Raw genomic sequence first — 18,509 nt, forward strand, 5'->3', positions numbered from 1 at the left:
TACTGTCTGATGCTCGACCTCAAGGAGTGCGGGAAATTGCTCGGAATGGTGCTGGCCGCCGGAGCCGGACGTCGCCTGCGGCCGTACACCGACACGCTGCCGAAGGCGCTGGTGCCGGTCGACGGTGAGACCACGATCCTCGACATCGCCCTGCGTAACCTGGCAGCCGTGGACCTCCGCGAGGTCGTGGTGATCGTCGGCTACCAGGCCCAGGCCGTACGGGAACGGCAGGCCGACCTGGAGCGGCGCCACGGGGTGAAGCTCACGCTTGTCCACAACGACAAGGCCGAGGAGTGGAACAACGCCTACTCACTGTGGTGTGCCCGCGACTACTTCTCCCAGGGCGCGCTGCTGGTCAACGGCGACACCGTCCACCCCGTGTCGGTGGAGCGGACTCTGCTGGCCGCCGAGGACACCTCCGACATCCTGCTCGCCGTCGACGACGTGAAGTCGCTGGCGGACGAGGAGATGAAGGTCACACTGGAGGACGGACGGCTGAAGCGGATCACCAAGCTGATGGACCCGTCCGAGGCGTACGGCGAGTACATCGGCGCCACGCTGATCCGGCCGGGCGCGGCGGAGCGGCTCGCCGACGCGCTGAAGGCCACCTTCGAGCGCGACCCGCAGCTCTACTACGAGGACGGCTACCAGGAGATGGTCGAGCGCGGCGAGAAGATCGCCGTGGCGCCGATCGGCAAGGTCGAGTGGGTCGAAGTGGACAACCACGACGACCTCGCGAAGGCACGTGAGATCGCATGCCGTTACTGATTTCCGCGGCCTTCTGAGGAGTTCGCATGCCGATTCTGGCAAGGATGCTCCCCGCGCCTCTCACGATGGAGGTGCGGCGGGGCGCGATCGCGCAGCTCGGCACCCTGCTCGCCGACAGCAGGGTGGCCACCTCCGGCAGAGTCGCGGTCGCGGTCGGCGTCGGGCAGGGCGACCGCATCGCGGAGGTCATCGCGCCGTCGCTGGGTGAGGCCGAGGTGCTCCGGGTGGCGGACGGCACCGTGGACGCGGCCGTGTCGCTCGGCGCCGACCTGCGCAAGGGCAACTACGAGGCGGTGGTCGGCGTCGGCGGCGGCAGGACGATCGACGCCACCAAGTACGCCGCGTCGCTCGCCGGCATCCCCATGGTCGCCGTCGCCACCAACCTCTCGCACGACGGCATCTGCTCGCCGGTGGCCTCGCTGATGCACGAGGGCGGCAAGGGCTCGTTCGGCGTTCCCATGCCGCTGGCGATCATGGTGGATCTCGATTTCGTCCACGACGCGCCGCCCTCACTCGTCCGGTCCGGGATCGGCGACGTGCTCAGCAACCTGTCGGCCATCGAGGACTGGCAGCTCGGCAACACCGAGCGGGGCGAGCCCATCGACGGGCTGGCGATCTCCATGTCGCGCACCGCGGCCGAGGCCGTGCTCGGCCGGCCGGACTCGATCGAGTCGGACGCGTTCCTGACCGTGCTCGCCGAGGCGCTGATCCTGTCGGGGATGTCGATGGTCATCGCGGGGTCCAGCCGTCCGGCGAGTGGCGGCGATCATGAGATCCTTCATGCTGTGGACCAGCTTTTCCCCGGCACCTCCAATCACGGTGAGCTGGCCGGCATCGGCGCCGCGTTCTGCTACTTCCTCCGTGAGGACGCGCACCGGCTCGGCCAGGTGACCGCCTGCCTCGAACGGCACGGCCTGCCCGTCGCGCCCGGCGACGTCGGCCTCACGACCGAACAATTCACGGCCGCGGTGATGCTGGCACCCAGCACGCGGCCCGGCCGCTACACCATCCTTGAGCACCTCCGGCTGTCGGAGCACGAGGTCCGGGAAAGAGTTGAGGACTATGTCCGCGCCGTCGGTCGCTGAGCTTCGCGCGGTCGCCCAGCCGCAGACCACCATGGACCGCCGCAGCGGCGAGCACTGGGCCGGCTTGCTGTACATGCGGCGCCTGTCCATCTACGCCACCTGGTTGCTGGCCAAGACCCCGATCTCGCCGAACCAGGTCACCGGTCTGATGATCGTGTGCGGGGTGGGGGCGGGCGCCGTGCTCGCCCTCCCCGGCTTCTGGGCGGCGCTGGGCGCGGCCCTGCTCATCCAGATCTACCTGCTGCTCGACTGCTCCGACGGGGAGCTGGCCCGGTGGACCGGCCGCACCTCGATCACCGGGGTCTACCTCGACCGGGTCGGGCACTACTTCGCCGAGGCGGCGCTGCTGATCGGGCTGGGCTTCCGGGCCTCGGAGACCCTGCCCGACTGGTACACCGTGATAGGCGTGGCGGCGGCGCTCGGCGCGATTTTGATCAAGTCGGAGACCGACCTGGTCGACGTCGCCCGCGCCCGGTCGGGCCTGCTGGCGACGACCGAGGCGGCCGCGCAGCAGTTCACCTCGCCGCGGCTCGCGCTGGCCCGCAGGGCCGCGGCGGTGCTGCGGTTCCACCGGGTGATCCAGGCCGTCGAGCTGTCGCTGATCGTCGTGGTCGCGGCGCTGCTCGACAACTGGTTCTCCGCCACCCGCATCCTCATGGTCGCCTGCGTCGTCATCGCGGGAGTCCAGCTCCTGCTGCACCTGGTCAGCATCCTCGCCTCCCGGCGGCTGTCATGAGCGCGTCGTCTCCCGCGCGGCATGCCGATCGGCCGTACATTCGCGGTTGGGTAGGGGTTTGGTGGCAGTTCCGATACCCTTGTCCCACGGTGAACCAGGCAGATTCCGGATTGCCCGGCCATACAGACTCGGTGATCATGAAGTCGTGTGTAGCGCGCCCCACGTCGAGGCGATGACGCGGTGAAAATCTCCTGTGTCATCCTCACCATGGGCAACAGGATGGCCGAGCTCGACCGGGCGGTGGAATCCGCGCTCACCCAGACCGACGGCGACATCGAGGTCGTCATCGTCGGCAACGGCGCGGACGTGCCGGATCTGACCGCGCGGCCGTTCCCCGGCTCCGCCGCGACGATCAAGACCGTACGGCTGGAACACAACGCGGGCATCCCCGAGGGGCGCAACCGCGGCGTGCAGGAGTGCTCGGGTGACATCGTCCTGTTCCTGGACGACGACGGCTGGTATGCCAACTCCAAGGTCGCCGCGCACGTCCGCGAGCGGTTCACGCATGAACCCGACCTCGCCGTGGTCAGCTTCCGGGTGATGGACCCCGAGGGCGGCTCGGTGCAGCGGCGGCACGTGCCCCGCCTGCGGGCCGGCGATCCCGAGCGCTCCTCCCCGGTGACGACCTTCCTCGGCGGCGCCTGCGCGATCCGCAAGTCGGCGTTCCTGCAGGTCGGTGGGTTGCCGGAGAAGTTCTTCTACGCCCACGAGGAGACCGACCTCGCCTGGCGCCTGCTCGGCGAGGGCTATCGCATCGAGTACGACGCCGAGACGGTCATGTACCACCCGCTGGTGCTGCCGTCCCGGCACACGGACTTCTTCCGGCTGAACGCCCGCAACCGCGTCTGGCTGGCCCGGCGCAACCTGCCGTGGCCGCTCGCGATGTTCTACCTGCTCAACTGGGTCGTGCTCACGCTCGTACGCGAGCGCTCGATGCCCGCGATCAAGTCGTGGTTCCGCGGCTTCTTCGAAGGGCTGCGCGAGCCCGCGGGCGAGCGCCGTCCGATGGCCTGGCGCACCGCCTGGCGCATGCTCCGCCTCGGCCGCCCGCCCATCGTCTAGCGGTTCGTCGTCCCGCCCGGCGGCGTGCGCGGGGTGACCGGGGCACGCCGCCGGAGCGCGGGGCTGCCGACACGTTCGGAAACCGGAGTCAACTTCGCATGTAGGATTTCGGGCGTTTGTTCGGCCTGATCTTCTGAGGTGTGGGTTTGCCCCCTTTCCATCGCGAACGGTTCCGCGTCGTCGTCGACTCTCCGGTCTTCCAGCGCGCGGTCATCGCCGTCATCGCGTTGAACGGGATCGCCCTCGGGCTGGAGACGTCGCCCGAGCTGGCCGACCGCCACGCCACGGCCTTCCTCGTGATCGACCGGGTCATCCTCGCCGTTTTCGTGGTGGAGATCCTCCTGCGGATCGTCGCGTACGGTAAGGCGTTCTTCCGCGACCCCTGGAACTGGTTCGATCTGATCATCGTCGGGGCGGCTCTCATGCCGGCCTCGGAGTCGCTGTCGATCCTGCGGCTCTTCCGGTTCCTGCGCGTCCTGCGGTTGATCTCCGTGGTGCCGGGCATGCGACGGGTGGTCTCGGCGCTGTTCACCGCGATTCCGGGACTGGCCTCGGCCGTGGTCCTCCTGCTGCTGTCGCTCTACACGGCGTCCGTGATCGGCGAACAGCTCTTCCGAGAAGCGGCCCCGCAGTATTTCGGAGATCTCGGGCGGTCGCTGTTCACCATGTTCACGGTGCTCACGGTCGAGAACTGGCCGCAGGTGGCCGAGGACGTGATGGCCAAGGAGCCGCTGGCGTGGATCTTCTTCGCCACGTTCATCGTCATCACGGCGTTCTTCGTCCTCAACCTGCTCATCGGGGTGATCGTCTCCGCGATGGAGGCGGAGGTCAACGCCCAGCGGTGGAAGGAGGACCAGGAGCTGGAACTGCAGCAGCACACCGCGGTCATGGACGAGATCAGGGCGCTGAGTGAAAGGGTCGACCGGCTGGCGGCCGTCCTGCCGATGCCCGTGGACGCCCCTCCCGCGGAGGCTGACGCCCCCTCAGGAGGGGATCGCTGCTCCTGCGGCCAAGATCCGTGACGCACCCACAGGCGGATGTGCGAGAGCCGCGGCGCCCTCGGACGGTCACGCCGGTCCAGGCTCCTCGAACGCCATCGACACGTGCTCGGCCGCGGCCGTCATCAGGGCCCGCCGGGGCAGACCGAGCTCGCTCAGCTCCTTGGCGATCGGGTGGTTGCCGAGGCGGATGAGCGCGCCGCCCGGCCGCCAGCGGATGCCCCGGGCCCGGACCGTCCAGGGGATGCGGCGGGTGACCCCGTCCAGGTGGGCGTAGGCGTCCGGCAGGGGCAGCACCCCGCCGAGCAGCGGCGCGGGCGTCGCCGCGATGCCCGGCCTGACCAGCAGGTCGACGACCATCCGGCCGTCCCTGCGCAGCAGGCATCGCTTGTACGGCGAGCCGAGCCGCAGATCCACGTCGGCCAGCTCCTTGGGGAAGCCCCAGATGCTCCGCCCGGCCTCCAGCGTGAACGCCTGGTCGACCGGCAGCCAGTGGACGAAGGCGCCCGACCCCGCTCCGCGCAGGTCCTTCAGCCCGGCCAGCGGCCCGCGCCTCGGCGGGGGGCCCGCATCGGCCGGCCGTACGAGGAAGGTGACCCCGAACTCGTTGTAGGAGCCCAGATCGGAATCGCGATAACGGACGAACACCAGCGAGCACAGGGCCTTGCCCGGCAGGACCTCGGTGACGTCCATCCTGGAGTACGCGAGGACCGCACGGGCGGCGTCGGCCCGCACCAGGTAGGCGGCGAGGCAGACCGATGCGTCGCGAACCTCCACCGGCGTCTCGACCCTGCGCCCCTGGACGACGTGGCTTGCCATGCTTCCAGTACAGCAAAGCCCGGCGGCCGGGCGACAGCCGTACGGCGGGCAAGGTTGTCCCACACCTGTTTTCCGGCGGATGTCGACATCCGGGGCGGCCGTTCGTGTAGAGGGTGGACGGGCCCGCGCCGCGGGCCTCCCGAGGAGGTGGAGGAGACCATGAGGCACTATCTGCTCAGCATCCAGCAGCCCGGCGGCGGGACGCCCCCGGCGGAGGTCCTGGAGCCGATCATGCGAGACCTGGCGGTCCTCAACGAGGAACTGCGCGCCGCGGGGGCGTGGGTCTTCTCCGGCGGGCTGCACGATCCGGGCACGGCGACCGTGGTGCGGGTGCGCGACGGGGAGGAGCTCGTCACCGACGGCCCGTACACCGAGGGCAAGGAGCACGTCGGCGGGGTGACGATCATCAAGGCGCCCGACCTCGACGCGGCGCTCGAATGGGGTCGCAGGCTCGCCCGCGCGACCACGCTCCCCGTGGAGGTGCGCCCCTTCGCGGGCGTCGTGGAGGGCGATGACGACCGCCGGTAGGGACCCCGACGTCGAGCGGGTGTTCCGCGAGGAGTACGGCCGGGCCGTCGCGGTCCTGGTCCGCCACTTCGGCGATATCGACGTCGCCGAGGAGGCGGTCCAGGACGCGTTCGCCGAGGCGGTGCGGCGCTGGCCGCACGACGGGACGCCGCCGAGCCCGGCCGGCTGGATCATCACGACCGCCCGCAACCGGCTGATCGACCGCCACCGGCGGGAGTCCGTGCGTGCGGACAGGCACGCGCGGGCGGCCCTGCTGCACGCCCCCGACGGCGCCGACCACGAACCGGCCGAGGAGGGTCCCGTGCACGACGACCGGCTCCGCCTGATCTTCACCTGCTGCCATCCCGCACTCGCCCCGGCCGCTCGGGTCGCGCTGACGCTGCGCCTGCTCGGCGGTCTCACCACGGTCGAGATCGCGCGGGCGTTCCTGGTCCCCGAGCCGACCATGGCGCAGCGGCTGGTCCGGGCCAAGGCAAAGATCCGAGACGCCGGGATCCCGTACCGCGTTCCGCGGGAGGCCGACCTACCGGACCGCCTCCGGGCCGTGCTCGCCGTCGTCTACCTGATCTTCAACGAGGGGCATACGGCGAGCGCGGGCGACCGGCTGGCCCGCGACGACCTGTGCGTGGAGGCCATCAGGCTCGGCCGCCTGCTGGCGGCGCTGATGCCCGACGAGCCGGAGGTGATGGGGCTGCTCGCGCTCATGCTGCTCGTCCACGCGCGGCGCGACGCCCGTACCAGCCCGGCCGGCGACCTCGTGCCGCTGCCGGAGCAGGACCGCGGCCGGTGGAACCGCGCGTTTGTCGCCGAGGGCCAGGACATCGTGCGGGCGTGCCTGCGGCGCGGCCGGCCGGGGCCCTACCAGATCCAGGCGGCGATCAACGCCGTCCACGCCGACGCGCCGATCGCCGCCGCCACCGACTGGAGGCAGATCCTGAGCCTGTACGACCACCTGCTCGCCCTCGCCCCGAGCCCGGTCGTCGCGCTGAACCGCGCCGTCGCGGTAGCCGAGGTGGACGGACCGGAGGCCGCGCTCGCCCTCCTGGACGAACTCGGCCTGGACGGCTACCACCTGTTCCACGCCGTCAGAGCCGACCTGCTGCGGCGGCTCGGCCGGGCCGGGGAGGCGGCGCGGGCGTACGAGAAGGCGATCGCCCGCACCCGCAACGCCGCCGAGTGGGCCTTCCTCGACCGCCGCCTGCGTCAGGTGAGGGAGTCGAGGTAGAGCAGGGCCGCCCGCGCCCACGGGGGCGGGCGCGGCGGTCCTAGACGTTCTGCCCCGACAGGTTGGCCAGGCGGCCGGCGGGAGAACGGTCCGGGAGGGCGGCGACGGGGCTGGGGGCCTGGGCCCACCGTTCGAGCAGGGTGACGAACTCCCCGGCCACGGCGGGCCAGTGGTAGTGGTTCAGCGCCTCGACGTAACCCCGCGCGCCCATCGCGGCACGCCGTTCGGCGTCCGCGCGCAGGTGGAGCACGCACTGCACGACCGCGTCGGCCACCGCGCCGACCTCGCCGAACGGGACGATCGTCCCGCAGCCGACCCGCCCGACCAGGGACGCCGCCCCCGGCAGCGGGGTCGTGACGACGGGGATGCCGCGGGCCATGTATTCGATGACCTTCGTGGGCGTCGACTCGCGGTAGTTCGGCACGTCGTGCAGCAGGGACAGCCCGGCCAGGGCGCCCTCGGCCATCCGCAGCGCGTGGTTGTTGGGGACGTACCCGAACCAGTCGAGCAGCCCCCCGCGCTGCGCGTCGCGCAGCATCGGACGCACCGCGGCGTCGGCCGGTCCGACCAGATCCAGGCGGATGCCGTACGGCCGGAGCCGCCGGGCGATCTCCACCATCTCGGCCGCGCCGCGCGCGAGGGAGATCTGGCCCACGTAGACGATCCGGTGGTCCCCCGGCGGCGCGGGCGGCGTCCGCGGCACGTACGTGTGGTTGGGCACCACGGGGTGCGCGCCGGGGAAGCGCTCACGGTAGGACTCCTCGGCGAGGATGAGGTGGAGGCGCCGCTCCGCCCGGCTCTCCACCGCGCGGATCAGCGGCGGCAGGACGCTCCGCACCGGCCCCGGCAGGTACGTCTTGGCGTTCAGCGCGCCGATCGTGTCCTCGTGCACGTCCCAGACCGTCGGCGGACGTTTGCGGGGCAGCGCGAGCAGCAGCTCGATGTCGTGCACGACCAGCAGGTCGGCGTCTCGCACCGCCGTGCGCAGGGCGGAGGCGGCGGTCCGCAGCGCCTTGCCGCGGTGCAACCCCACGGCCCTCGGGACGTCGACGGCACGGATGCCCTGCCGCGGCGTCACGTTGCAGTGCGTGAACGGCGCGACGAAGGTGACCTCGTGCCCGGCGTCGAGGAGCGCCCGGATCTGCCGGTGGGTGATCCGGGCGTCCTCGGGGTGATGGACTGTCGTGCCGACGCATACCCTCATATGGGGAGGCTGACTGCACCGTCCGAAATGACCGGATGCGCCGGGTGAATGCCCCTCGAAATGCCGCTTAACTTCCGGTGTTCGCCGGCTGTGGCGTCCGTCCGCCGGGCCTCCGGTACAGCCAGGTCAGCCGGGGTTCGAGCAGCCACTTGAACGCCGTACGGGTGACCGGCAGGCACAGCACGATGGCCAGGGCGAAGCAGGAGCACGCGATTGCCGCCACGCCGAGCGGGCCGTGCAGCCAGGAGAAGCTGAGCCAGCCCATCTCCTTGGCGATCATCACGGGCACGCCGTGCAGCAGGTAGCAGTAGAGCGTGCGGGTGCCGAGGTCGGTGAACCACGTCTGGCGCCGGGGAACCAGCGACATCACGGCCGCCGACATGGCCAGCGCGGCCACCAGCAGGCCCGTGCGCAGCATCATGCCCTTCCACCAGACCAGGTGGAGGTCCTTGTAGCTGTTCTTGTAGTAGATCGGGCCGAGCTTGATCGAGTAGTTCTTCACCAGGAAGATCGCCACACCGGCCGCGCCCAGCAGGACGAGCACCGACAGCACTCGCACCCAGCGCTGCTTGAGGAAGTCGAAGACCTCCGGCTTGAGCACGAGGCCGAGAACGAAGAACGGCATCAGGCCGAAGAAGCGGTCCATGCTGAAGTCGCCGGACAGCTGGGAGAACCCGGCGAACAGATACACGGCGATCGAGATGAGGAACGGATACTTCATCCGCTTCCACACGGGTGTGGACAGTCGCCAGAACAGCAGCGCGAGCAGATACCAGTTCAACCAGGCCGGGTCGGTGATCGTGATGCTGAACTTGTGCCCGAAGGCGGTGCGCAGCACGGCATATCCCAGCTCGACGATCACGTACGGCACGAGGAACGTGTCGACCAGTTTGTTGGTCTTCGCGTTGGAGTTCCAGAAGTTCCTGGACAGGTAGCCGCTGACGATGACAAACAGCGGCATGTGGAAGACGTAGATGAACAGGTACGCCGCCCGGGAGGAGTCGACCGCCACCGTCGGGACCAGCGAGTGCCCGATCGGCACCAGGGCGATGCCGACGAACTTCACGTTGTCCAGGTAGGGATCGCGCGGCTTCCTGGCCCGGGGCGCGGACTCCTGCTCGGGCTCCTTCTCCAGGTCGCCGCGCTGTCCCGCACCCCGGGCGGAGGGGGCGTCCGCTTGGACGGGCACCTCGGCCCAGGCGGGAAGCGGAGCGCGCAGCGGCCTGCCGAGCGGACCGGTCTGGCGGGGGTCCGCGCCGCCGGAGCCGTCCTGCGAGCGCCGCCAGGGGTCCCACTGGGCGGGGTCGCCGGCCTCCTGACCGGGCCACGCGGGAGCCGGCGCGTCCGGCGCGGGGCTGAACGCCGCGTTCGGGGCGGCCCCGGAGAAGGCGTCAGGCAAACCCCGCCCGCCGCGCTGGCCGCGGGTGGTCTCGGGGAACGGCGTGGCGCCGAAGGGGTCGTCCGGTGTGAAGGCGGGGCCGGCGCCGGACGGGGGAGTGTCGAGGAAAGGGTTCGCCGACCTGCCGGCGGCGGTCGCCGGTGGCTCCGGGAAGCCGGGAGGTTCGGGGAAGCTGGGAGGTTCGGGGAAGCCGGAAAACGGCGTCCCCAGCGACTCTGGCCCGGAGCCGAAGGCCGGGGTGGGGAAGGCCGGCGACTCGCCGAAGGGAGGCGTGGGGACGTCGGAGCCGTCCTGCGGGCTGGGCGCCGACGACCGCCGGGTGGCGCCGGGGAAGGCGTCCGCCAGGTTGCGGGGACCGTGCTCGGGGAACGTCTGCGGCCACGCGGGGCCGTCGGCGGTGCCCTCGCCCGCCGCGGGACGCTCCGTGTCCTGACGCTCGGTGTCCCTGAGCTCCGGGCCCCGGCCTGCGGAGAAGTAGTCGAAGCCCTCCGGTTGCGGGGCGGACGCGGGCGGCATGCCCATGCGTGAGGCGCCCGGCTGGCGCGGCTTGCGTACGGGGAGCGGCTGCCTCTCGTACGGCGGGGCACCGGAGGGCATGGAACTGGTCAGCGCTGCGCCGCTCGTTGAGACGCCGGGCTCACCGGCGCTCCGCGGCTTGCGCACGGGCAGTGGCTGCTTCTCGTACGGCGGGGCGCCGGAGGGGGCGGAGCCGGTCGGCGTGAAGCCCGTCGGCGCGGCGCTGTTGGGCACGCCGGTGTTGGGCACGCCGGTGTTGGGCACGCCGGTGTTCGGCATGGCGTTGTTCGGCACGGCGCCGGGGCTGTCGGCACGCCCCGCTTCGGCGGCCGTGCCGGCCGTCTCGCCGCCCTCGTGGCGTCCGTGCGCGGGTGCGATCGCGCTCTCGTCGCCGGGAGCCGGAAGAGCCCCCTCATGGCGCCCGTGCTCGTGCCGTTCTTGGGTCTGGAAGCCGGGCCGGCCGACGCCCTGCTCCGCCTCCGCACCGCCCGCGGTCTTCGGCTCCCGCCGTGGCAGGCCGCCGTCCGGAGGGGGCCAGTCTCCGGTGACGCGGCCTATCACTCCGGTGGGAGCCTCTTCGGCATCGGGGTCGTTGCCTTGCGGGGATCCGGGAACCGGGGCGTGATGGCGGGAGTCACTCACGGGAGAAACGCTCAGCTATCTGTCGGAGGCTCGGGGGGAACGGCCACGCCTGACGTAGCGTCGCCGTGTCCTTTCGGACACTAGCGAAGGCGCCCCGGCGCATCAGCCCGAACGGGCGAACAGGGCGCGTTCGCCAGGTGTTCACCCTAACGGTCTTGGCCACTGATGTCGCCTCTGGGACCGAACTCGACTGCTGTGACACCTGTCGGCCGTGTTGTCAGAGGGCGCTGGAGCCGAGCCGGGCCGGGCCGGGGCCCCGCGTCCTCGTGGGACGGCTCGGGAGCCCCGGCCGGGCTGTGTACCGCAAGGGGGGTGGGCAGGAGGCGGGCAGGGGGTGACGCGGGTCAGCTCGCGCAGATGTTGGTCTCGGAGGTCACCGCGTTGTCCCCGACCTGCAGGGGGACGCGCACGCCCTTCCAGTCGGCGCCGATGACGAGCTGGATGACCGGCCCGCGCACCTTGCCCTTGGGCGCGTCCGGCGGGGGCGAGGAGGGGGTGAACGGCGTGACCACGCCGCTCGCCACCTTCCCGGTCTCCGGGCTGACGGAGTTGACCAGCTTGCCGACCAGCATCTTCGAGTAGTTCCAGCCCTGACCGGTGTAACGAACAAGGGTCTTCGGCTGGTCGGTGCCGTCGGGCCGCAGAGCGTTGCCGACGCCGACGACGTTGAAGCCGAGCCCGGCGAGCTCCTCGGCGACCTCCTTGCCCCGGCCGCCCGTGTTGGTGCCGTTGAACACCTGCACCTTGACCTGCTGCGGCTTGGTGACCACCGGCCCTGTCGGCGAAGCGGCCGCGCTCGGGGACGCGGTGGGGGTCACCTCGGTGTCGTTCGCGATGGCCTTGAAGAGGTTGTCCGCGGCCGGCTGCTTCCACTGAACGCGGTTCTTGTCGGCGACGTATGGCTCCCACGGCACGGTGGTGGCCTTGAAACCCTTCGCCGATAGCTTCTGCGCGCTCTGCGCGACCTTGATGAGCTCCTCGGCGTTGAGCGCGTCGTCCATGGTGACGGACTTGGCCGCGGCGGCGATGAAGTTCTGCAGCTTGCCGACGTCGGTGAGCAGGGCGCTGCTGGTCGCCTTCTTCACGACCTGGGAGATGAAGACCTGCTGGCGCTTGATGCGGGAGATGTCGCTGCCGTCGCCGAGGCCGTAGCGCAGCCGCACGTAGCCGAGCGCCGCCTCGCCCTTCACGATCTGCTTGCCGGCCGGCAGCATGAGCTTCGACTTCTTGTCGTTGACGGCCTGCGGCAGACAGATCTCGATGCCGCCGAGTGCGTTCACGATGCTTTTGAAGCCGGTGAAGTCGACCTTCACGTAGTGCTGGACGCTGATATTGGTGAGGCTCTCGATGGTCCGGCGCGTGCAGATCATCCCGCCGTCGGAGAACGCGGAGTTGATCATGCCCAGATGCGCGGGAACGAGCGTCCTGTTCCTGTTGTAACAGGCGGGGATCATCACCATGGAGTCGCGGGGGAAGCTGAGCAGCGTGGCCGCGTCGCGGTTGGGCGACACGTGCAGCAGCATGATCGTGTCAGTGCGCTCACCGTCGTTGACCAGATGCTGGCCGTACTTCTTGTTGTCTCCCGCGCGGCTGTCCGAGCCCACGAGCAGGACGTTTATCGCGCCGGTCTCGTTGACGGGGCGGTTCTTGTCGAGGTCGTCGGTGGACGCGCCTCTGTTGATCAGGCCGAAGGTGCTCCGGTAGACCTTGTAGGCCGCCAGCGTGCCGAGGACCATCACGCACGTGAGCACGACGCTGATCCAGCCGCCGATCCCCAATCCGGGCCGGCCGCCGCCCCCGCCGCGCCGGCGGGACGGCCTGTCGTCCGGAGGGGGGAGATCGCCGCCGCCCCTGGACGCGCGGCCCGGGGGGGGTGGGGGCCGGGCCGTAGCCGGTCTCCTCGTCGCCCCCGCGCCTGCGGCCGCGCCGCCGCGGCGGCTCCTCCTCCTCGTAGAGGGGATCGGGTGGCTCGCTCGGCTCGGCGCGCCGCCCGCCTCGGCGACGTCCCTCGTCGTACGCCTCGGGCGGGTAGTCGTCCCGGGCCGGTCGCCGCCCGCCCCGTCTCGCCGGCATCTCCGCGTAGCCCGCGGGGGCGGTGGCCACCGGCATGTCGGCGTATCCGGCGGGCGCGGGAGCGCCTCTGCCGCCCCGGGGTGGCTCGAAGGCGCCGTCGTACGAGCCGTCTTCCGGGGGACTCCAGACCCTCTGGTCGGACGAAGCCTGCGGAGGACCGGAACGCGCGCCGACGCGCCTGCGCTCGCTCACCGCACGCCTGCCCGGCGGGCGACGGCCGTACGGCACAGTGTGGCGGCCGGACGAGTGGGCGAGGGGACGGAAGGATTACTTGTTCGCTCGCCCACTTGTCCTCCTTGCCTGGCGATCACACATCGCGCTCCGAGGGTAGGTCACCGGAGCTTCTGCGGGCGCCGCGATTGGGAGGATCCGGGCCGCGATCACGCCGTGCCACGTCCCCCTGATCCAGGCGCAGAGCATACTAAACACCGACATATTGGGTATGAGAATGAGTTTCTCTTTACCTTTACTTGATGTTCGAGGGCCGGTCGATCGGGGCGGCAGGTCTTGTCCGCCGGCGGAGCCTCCGGACGGACAGGGCGGCGGCCAGGCAGGCGAGCGGCACCACGGGCAGGACGTAGCGGTAGTCGAACTGGGCCGTGGCGGGCGGGACGAGCAGCAGCGCCCAGGCCGTCGCCCAGGCGATGCCCCAGTCCGAGGAGGCCCGGTTCGAGGAAGCGCGGTTCGAGTGGGCTCGTCTCGCGGGCGGCCGTCGTGTCCGCGCCGACCCGGCCCGGACGAGCCAGGCGGCCGGGGGCGCCAGGAGGATCACCAGTAGCGCCGTTCCCGGTAGTCGTGCGACGTCCTGGTAGGCCCGCATCAGGCCGGCGAACGGCTCGGAGATGCGCAGCGTGACGGGCCCGCCCTCGTAACGCTGCGCGAACTCCTTGCCCACCACGGCGGGGTTGCGCCCGGGCGGTGGCGGCACGGTGTCCGGAAACTCGTAGTACCCGTACGTCTCGGCGTCGGGATAGACGGGCCGCCCGAGCGTGAACGACCTGCCGAGCTCCGTCAGCGTGCTCCGGAGGTAGTCGAGCGGCTGGCTGCGGATCGCGAGCGAGGCGAACCTCCCGGCCAGGGTGTCGGTCTCCTTGGTGAACGTGATGCCGGGCAGCCGGGGCAACGGGGCTTCGGCGTTCCAGATGTACTCCTGCGACGCCGGCCGGGACGCGGGAGGCCGGGAGTCGCACAGCACGGCGAGGTCGGCCGGCGGTTTCATCACCGAGCAGTCGGCGAACGCCATCGTGCGGGCGTAGAGGAACACACCGTTGGAGCCGACCAGCCCGACGCGCTGGTAGGTCGCGTAGAACCAGCCCGCGTAGCCCGCGACCGGCAGGAGCGCGGCCACCAGGAAGGGCACGGTGAGCCTGGCCACCGCCCGGCCCGGGCGGGCCGGCGCGCCCGCGCCCCGAACGCCGTGCGCGAGCAGGACGAGCGCGAAGACGGCGATCAGCGGCAGCCCGACGGTCCTGGTCAGCGTGGCGGCGGCCAGCACGAGGCCGAGCGCGGCGGCCGAGCGCGGCGTCGGCGGGCGCATCGCCAGGCACACCGCGCCCACGACCAGGAACGTGAACAGCGAGTCGGAGACGAGCAGGTGCTCCAGCTCGATCTGGTACGCGTCGAGCAGCACCGGGACGCAGGCCAGGACGGCCGCCCACGAAGGACCGCCGCGCCGCAGGACGGTCACGTAGACCATCACGCCCACGAGCAGCCCCAGCACGTGCTGCACGGTCACGGCCAGGGCGAAGCTGTGGAACGCCTCCAGGAGCCTCAGGAACATCGAGTAGCCCGCCGGGCGGACGAGGTCGGGCCTCGGCCGCATGGCCGTCACAACGTACGTGTAGGAGTCGGGGAACCACAGCGCGGGCCGGTAGCCGAGCGCGGTCACCAGCCGCAGAAGCGCCCCCAGCCCGAAGACCACGAGGAACCACCGGTGCCGGCGCGCCCACCCCGGAAGGCCGGCACGCGCCCAGGCGACCGGATGCAGCGGATCGCGAGGCTCCACACGCTCGCGCAGCCACCGCCCGAGCCGCCCGCTCACGAGCTGACCGCTCACGAGCTGACCGCTCACGAGCTGACCGCTCACGAGCTGACCGCCCGTGGGCGGCGCGGGCGGTCCCGGGAACGGCGGTTCGCCGGGCCGGGCGGGTGCGGGGCGTGCGTGCGGGTGCCCGTCCCCCTCCGGCCAGGGCGCCGAGCCCCGGCTGTCCGACACCCTCATATGCCCCCCTGCCTGCCTCCCGGCGTACGCTACCGGCTCCCTCGGACCCCTGTGCGAGGACCGCACGCGCCTGTGGACAACCGCGACGCGCGCAGCGGGCGGGCTGCCCGATGAAGGCGGGGCGCCGGGGCGGGCCGCTAGTCTCGGGGGCATTCCTGTGCACAGATCAGGCCACTCGCGTGGCCGCACACGGCTGCCGTCCGAGCGGGAGGCGGCGGGCAGGGCGCTCGCGGCCGTCTCCGTCGTGCCCGCGCTCGCGCTGAGCGGGTGGCTGCTCGCGGGGCTGCCGCTGCTGCTGCTCGGCTCCTTCCGGCCGCTGCCCATGGCGCTGCTCGGCGGCGCCGCCGCCCTGCTGCTGTGCACGGCGGGCCTGCGCCGCCTGCCAGCGACCGCCACCCCGCACCGCTGGGCGACGGCGGCCACGCTCGCCGTGGCGCTCGGGTCGGGGGTGTTCAACGGGCTGCTGCACGGCGAGCAGCTGATCGTCCGGCGTGATCCGTCGACCTACGCGCAGTACGCCGTCTGGCTCGCCCGGCACGGGTCGCTGCCGATCCCGGTGGGGGACTTCGGCGGTCCCGACCCCGCGCTCCGCTTCGACAGCATGGGCGTCTACATGACGGGCGGCGGGATCGTCCCCCAGTTCATGGCCGGGTCGCCGATGACCTATGCGATCGGCCACTGGCTGGGCGGCGTCCCGGGCCTGCTGCTCGTGCCGCCCGTGCTGGGCGCGCTCGCGGTGCTCACCGTCGCCGGGACCGCCGCGCGGCTCGCGGGCGCGCGGTGGGCGCCCCTCGCCGCCCTCGTGTTCGCCGTCAGCCTGCCCATCCTCTACACGTCGCGGACGACGTTCAGCGAGATCCCCTCACTCATCCTGCTGTTCGGCGGGATGAACCTGCTGCTCGACGCCCGGGCCCGGCTCGGGGCGGCACTGCCGGGCGCGGGCTTCCCTTCCGCCGCGCTCGCGGGGCTGTCGTTCGGGCTGGCGCTGCTGGTGCGCATCGACGGCCTGCGCGACGTGCTGCCCGTGCTCGCCTTCGCCGGGATGCTCATCGCGCTCCGGCGGACACCTCGCGTGCGGCCCCTTCCCGAGGGGCGGCTTGGCGTGCCCCTGCTGACCGGCCTGGTCGTGGGCGGCCTGTGGGGGTTCGCCGGCGGCTACGTCCTCGCCCGGCCCTATCTGGAGTATCTGTCGGGCTCGCTCATTCCCCTGCTCGCGATCTGCGCCGTCGTCGTGGCGCTCACGGTCGCCGGCACGGCTCTCGCGCCCCGGATCGCCGTCCGCGGTCGCCGGCTCCTCAGGGGAGCGGGGTGGCTGCCGAACGCCGCCGCGGTCCTGGTCGTGCTGGTCATGGCGGGCTTCGCCGTACGGCCCTGGGTGCAGACCGTGCGTCGCGACGCGGTCACGCCCGAGGACCGCCTCACGGCCGACTTCATCGAGAAGACGCAGGTCGCCAACGGCCTTGCGAAGGACATGTCCCGGCTGTACTACGAGCACTCCCTCGACTGGGTCTTCTGGTACGTCGGGATCCCCGCCGTCGTGCTGGCGACCGTGGCGGCGGCCGTGCTCGTCCGACGCCTGACCAGGGGCGGCCTGACAGAGGAGTTCGGCTGGCTGCTGCCGCTGGCCGTGATCGGGTGGACGACGGTGACGACGCTCTGGCGTCCCGCGATCACCCCCGACCACCCCTTCGCCTCCCGCAGGCTGGTGCCGATCGTCATCCCCGGTCTGGTGCTGCTCGCCGTCTGGGGGCTGCGGTGGCTCTCGCGGCGGCTCGCGCGTACGCGCTGGTTCGCCGGCCGTCCGGGCCGCTCGCGGGCCGCCGTCGCGGCGGGGGCGCTGCTGCTGGCGGTCCCGCCCGCGATCACCTCGATCGGCACCGCGTTCACGCCGGTCAACAGGGGAGAGGCCGCCGCGGTGGCGGGCCTGTGCCGGGCGATCCCGCCGAACGCCTCGGTGCTCATCGCCGAACGGGTCACCGGCGACCGGCTGACGCAGGTCCTGCGCGGCCAGTGCGGGCTGCCGACGGCCCGGGTGGTCTATCCCCAGAAGTCCGACGTGCCGCTCCGGGCCGACGTGCTGCGCCTGGCCGAGGCCGTCCGCCGCACCGGCCGCGTGCCCGTGCTGCTCGCCGCCGAGCCCGAGCAGCTCATGGCGTACGGCCCGGCGACCCGGGTGATGAGCCTGCGCACCCGGCAGGACGAACGCTCGCTGGTGGACCCGCCCAACGGCACCTGGTCGCTCACCATCGACGTCTGGATGACCGTACCGATCTGATGGATCTAGGGTTCGGCATGTGGATTCCCCTGAGATGGAGGAATTGTCCTTCGGCGACGATCGTCGCGAACCGGAACCCAGGACGGGCCTTCTCCGGAGGCCGCTGGTCGTCGCCGGAGTGGTGATCGTGCTCCTCGCGGGGCTCGGGATCGCCGGATGGCGGATCCACGAGCGGTCCCGCTGGCCGCTGCCCCCGCCGGCGGAGTCAGCGCCGCAGTCGGGGTTCTTCTCGGTCTACATGTGTCTGCACCCGACGCCCGATCTTCCGACCTGTCATGACGGCGCGGCGACAGAAGAGGACAAACGGGGGCTTGAGGCCGCGCTCAAAGCCTTACCGGAGGTTCGGATCTTCCGCTTCCGGACCCGGGAGCAGGGGTGGGAGGACTTCCAGGAATGGGCCACGCCGGGGGAAGGTTCCGGGGTCGCGGGCGCCTACGAGCCCGCCGACATGCCGGAGGCCTATCACGGCGCGCTCGGCCCGGGGGACTGGCAGGGGGTCAAGCGTCGCCTGGAAAGCTTGCCCGGTGTCTGGGACGTCCTCGTCGTCGGGGACACCGCATGGCGTGGCAGGGCTGATATCGCGATCGAGTTCTGTCCGGACAGAGGCGGCGGCGCCTTCGAGCGATGCGAGCGGACTACGAGAGCTTCCGCGCAGGAGAAGGCGGCCGTGCTCGGCCGGATCGAGGACCTCGACGGGGTGGAGGCCGTCTACTTCGAGGATCTCGCCCACGCCCTGCAGGACAGGCGGCGCATCGTGTGGGAGGGGACGGAAATCGACCCGCTCGTCGTGCCGGAGAGCTTCTGGCTCAAGCTCGACAGGCCGGGCAGGTTGAGCGAGTTGAGAGAGATCTTCGGACGGATGCCGGGCGTCACCGCCGTAGTCGAGGTGTCCGCGCCGGCGCAGTGGCGATTCGCGGTGAGTCCCGGAGCCGGAAGATGACGGCCCGGACGGTCCGTG

The 18,509-nt window shown here is 71.6% G+C and carries 14 protein-coding genes; 9 read left to right on the forward strand and 5 right to left on the reverse strand.

The window, feature by feature from the left end; translation table 11 throughout:
* Positions 1 to 36: 36 nt before the first annotated feature.
* From FLX07_RS08925 to FLX07_RS08945, 5 genes are all read left to right on the forward strand, one after another.
* Positions 37 to 768, forward strand: coding sequence for a phosphocholine cytidylyltransferase family protein (locus FLX07_RS08925; RefSeq protein ID WP_142569447.1), 732 nt, complete (start codon positions 37 to 39; stop codon positions 766 to 768).
* A gap of 44 nt (positions 769 to 812) precedes the next feature.
* On the forward strand, positions 813 to 1,853 hold the full coding sequence (locus FLX07_RS08930; RefSeq protein ID WP_167748188.1) for an iron-containing alcohol dehydrogenase family protein: 1,041 nt from the start codon (positions 813 to 815) through the stop codon (positions 1,851 to 1,853).
* Positions 1,831 to 2,589, forward strand: a complete 759-nt coding sequence (locus FLX07_RS08935) for a CDP-alcohol phosphatidyltransferase family protein (RefSeq protein ID WP_142569451.1) — start codon at positions 1,831 to 1,833, stop codon at positions 2,587 to 2,589. Before FLX07_RS08930 ends, FLX07_RS08935 begins: the two co-directional genes overlap by 23 nt.
* A 180-nt stretch (positions 2,590 to 2,769) precedes the next feature.
* Positions 2,770 to 3,651, forward strand: a complete 882-nt coding sequence (locus tag FLX07_RS08940) for a glycosyltransferase family 2 protein (RefSeq protein WP_142569453.1) — start codon at positions 2,770 to 2,772, stop codon at positions 3,649 to 3,651.
* A gap of 140 nt (positions 3,652 to 3,791) precedes the next feature.
* Entirely contained in the window at positions 3,792 to 4,673 is an 882-nt protein-coding gene (locus FLX07_RS08945) for an ion transporter (protein WP_229689542.1), read from the forward strand.
* Between the two features lie 45 nt (positions 4,674 to 4,718).
* Here the strand turns inward: FLX07_RS08945 and FLX07_RS08950 are convergent, their stop codons facing one another.
* Positions 4,719 to 5,468 (reverse strand): acetoacetate decarboxylase family protein, encoded by a 750-nt coding sequence (locus tag FLX07_RS08950; protein ID WP_142569455.1) that lies wholly within the window; start codon positions 5,466 to 5,468, stop codon positions 4,719 to 4,721.
* A 159-nt stretch (positions 5,469 to 5,627) separates the two neighbouring features.
* Here FLX07_RS08950 and FLX07_RS08955 point away from each other — a divergent pair, with 159 nt between their 5' ends.
* Together FLX07_RS08955 and FLX07_RS08960 are read left to right on the forward strand one after the other, a co-directional pair.
* Positions 5,628 to 5,996, forward strand: a complete 369-nt coding sequence (locus FLX07_RS08955) for a YciI family protein (RefSeq protein ID WP_142569457.1) — start codon at positions 5,628 to 5,630, stop codon at positions 5,994 to 5,996.
* Positions 5,980 to 7,221, forward strand: a complete 1,242-nt coding sequence (locus tag FLX07_RS08960) for an RNA polymerase sigma factor (RefSeq protein WP_142569459.1) — start codon at positions 5,980 to 5,982, stop codon at positions 7,219 to 7,221. Before FLX07_RS08955 ends, FLX07_RS08960 begins: the two co-directional genes overlap by 17 nt.
* A 40-nt stretch (positions 7,222 to 7,261) precedes the next feature.
* On the opposite strand, the gene FLX07_RS08965 is transcribed toward FLX07_RS08960, so the two are convergent.
* The 4 genes from FLX07_RS08965 to FLX07_RS08980 all read right to left on the reverse strand — a co-directional run bounded on the left by FLX07_RS08965 (position 7,262) and on the right by FLX07_RS08980 (position 15,276).
* Complete coding sequence (locus FLX07_RS08965; protein ID WP_142569461.1) at positions 7,262 to 8,425, reverse strand: glycosyltransferase family 4 protein; 1,164 nt, start codon at positions 8,423 to 8,425, stop codon at positions 7,262 to 7,264.
* A 67-nt stretch (positions 8,426 to 8,492) separates the two neighbouring features.
* A complete protein-coding gene (locus tag FLX07_RS08970; protein ID WP_167748172.1) occupies positions 8,493 to 10,982 on the reverse strand; it encodes an acyltransferase family protein in 2,490 nt (829 codons plus the stop codon).
* Between the two features lie 344 nt (positions 10,983 to 11,326).
* On the reverse strand, positions 11,327 to 12,733 hold the full coding sequence (locus tag FLX07_RS08975) for an LCP family protein (RefSeq protein ID WP_142569464.1): 1,407 nt from the start codon (positions 12,731 to 12,733) through the stop codon (positions 11,327 to 11,329).
* Positions 12,734 to 13,521: 788 nt separating this feature from the next.
* Positions 13,522 to 15,276, reverse strand: coding sequence for a hypothetical protein (locus FLX07_RS08980; RefSeq protein ID WP_189104898.1), 1,755 nt, complete (start codon positions 15,274 to 15,276; stop codon positions 13,522 to 13,524).
* 157 nt (positions 15,277 to 15,433) lie between these two features.
* Between FLX07_RS08980 and FLX07_RS08985 the strand changes: the two genes are divergently transcribed.
* The gene (locus FLX07_RS08985; protein WP_229689543.1) at positions 15,434 to 17,551 is read left to right on the forward strand and encodes a hypothetical protein; all 2,118 of its coding nucleotides are present in this window, start codon (positions 15,434 to 15,436) and stop codon (positions 17,549 to 17,551) included.
* 19 nt (positions 17,552 to 17,570) lie between these two features.
* The gene (locus FLX07_RS08990; protein WP_142569466.1) at positions 17,571 to 18,491 is read left to right on the forward strand and encodes a permease-like cell division protein FtsX; all 921 of its coding nucleotides are present in this window, start codon (positions 17,571 to 17,573) and stop codon (positions 18,489 to 18,491) included.
* The last annotated feature ends 18 nt before the right edge of the window (positions 18,492 to 18,509 follow it).

Source organism: Microbispora bryophytorum (genome assembly GCF_006874465.1).
Lineage (GTDB): Bacteria > Actinomycetota > Actinomycetes > Streptosporangiales > Streptosporangiaceae > Microbispora > Microbispora bryophytorum.

What these genes read in the sequence shown, in the direction of transcription:
- FLX07_RS08955 (WP_142569457.1), top strand. Translation starts at nt 5,628, where the DNA reads ATGAGGCACTATCTGCTCAGCATCCAGCAGCCCGGCGGCGGGACGCCC.
- FLX07_RS08950 (WP_142569455.1), bottom strand. Translation starts at nt 5,468, where the DNA reads ATGGCAAGCCACGTCGTCCAGGGGCGCAGGGTCGAGACGCCGGTGGAG.
- FLX07_RS08935 (WP_142569451.1), top strand. Translation starts at nt 1,831, where the DNA reads ATGTCCGCGCCGTCGGTCGCTGAGCTTCGCGCGGTCGCCCAGCCGCAG.
- FLX07_RS08980 (WP_189104898.1), bottom strand. Translation starts at nt 15,276, where the DNA reads ATGAGGGTGTCGGACAGCCGGGGCTCGGCGCCCTGGCCGGAGGGGGAC.
- FLX07_RS08965 (WP_142569461.1), bottom strand. Translation starts at nt 8,425, where the DNA reads ATGAGGGTATGCGTCGGCACGACAGTCCATCACCCCGAGGACGCCCGG.
- FLX07_RS08960 (WP_142569459.1), top strand. Translation starts at nt 5,980, where the DNA reads ATGACGACCGCCGGTAGGGACCCCGACGTCGAGCGGGTGTTCCGCGAG.
- FLX07_RS08930 (WP_167748188.1), top strand. Translation starts at nt 813, where the DNA reads ATGCTCCCCGCGCCTCTCACGATGGAGGTGCGGCGGGGCGCGATCGCG.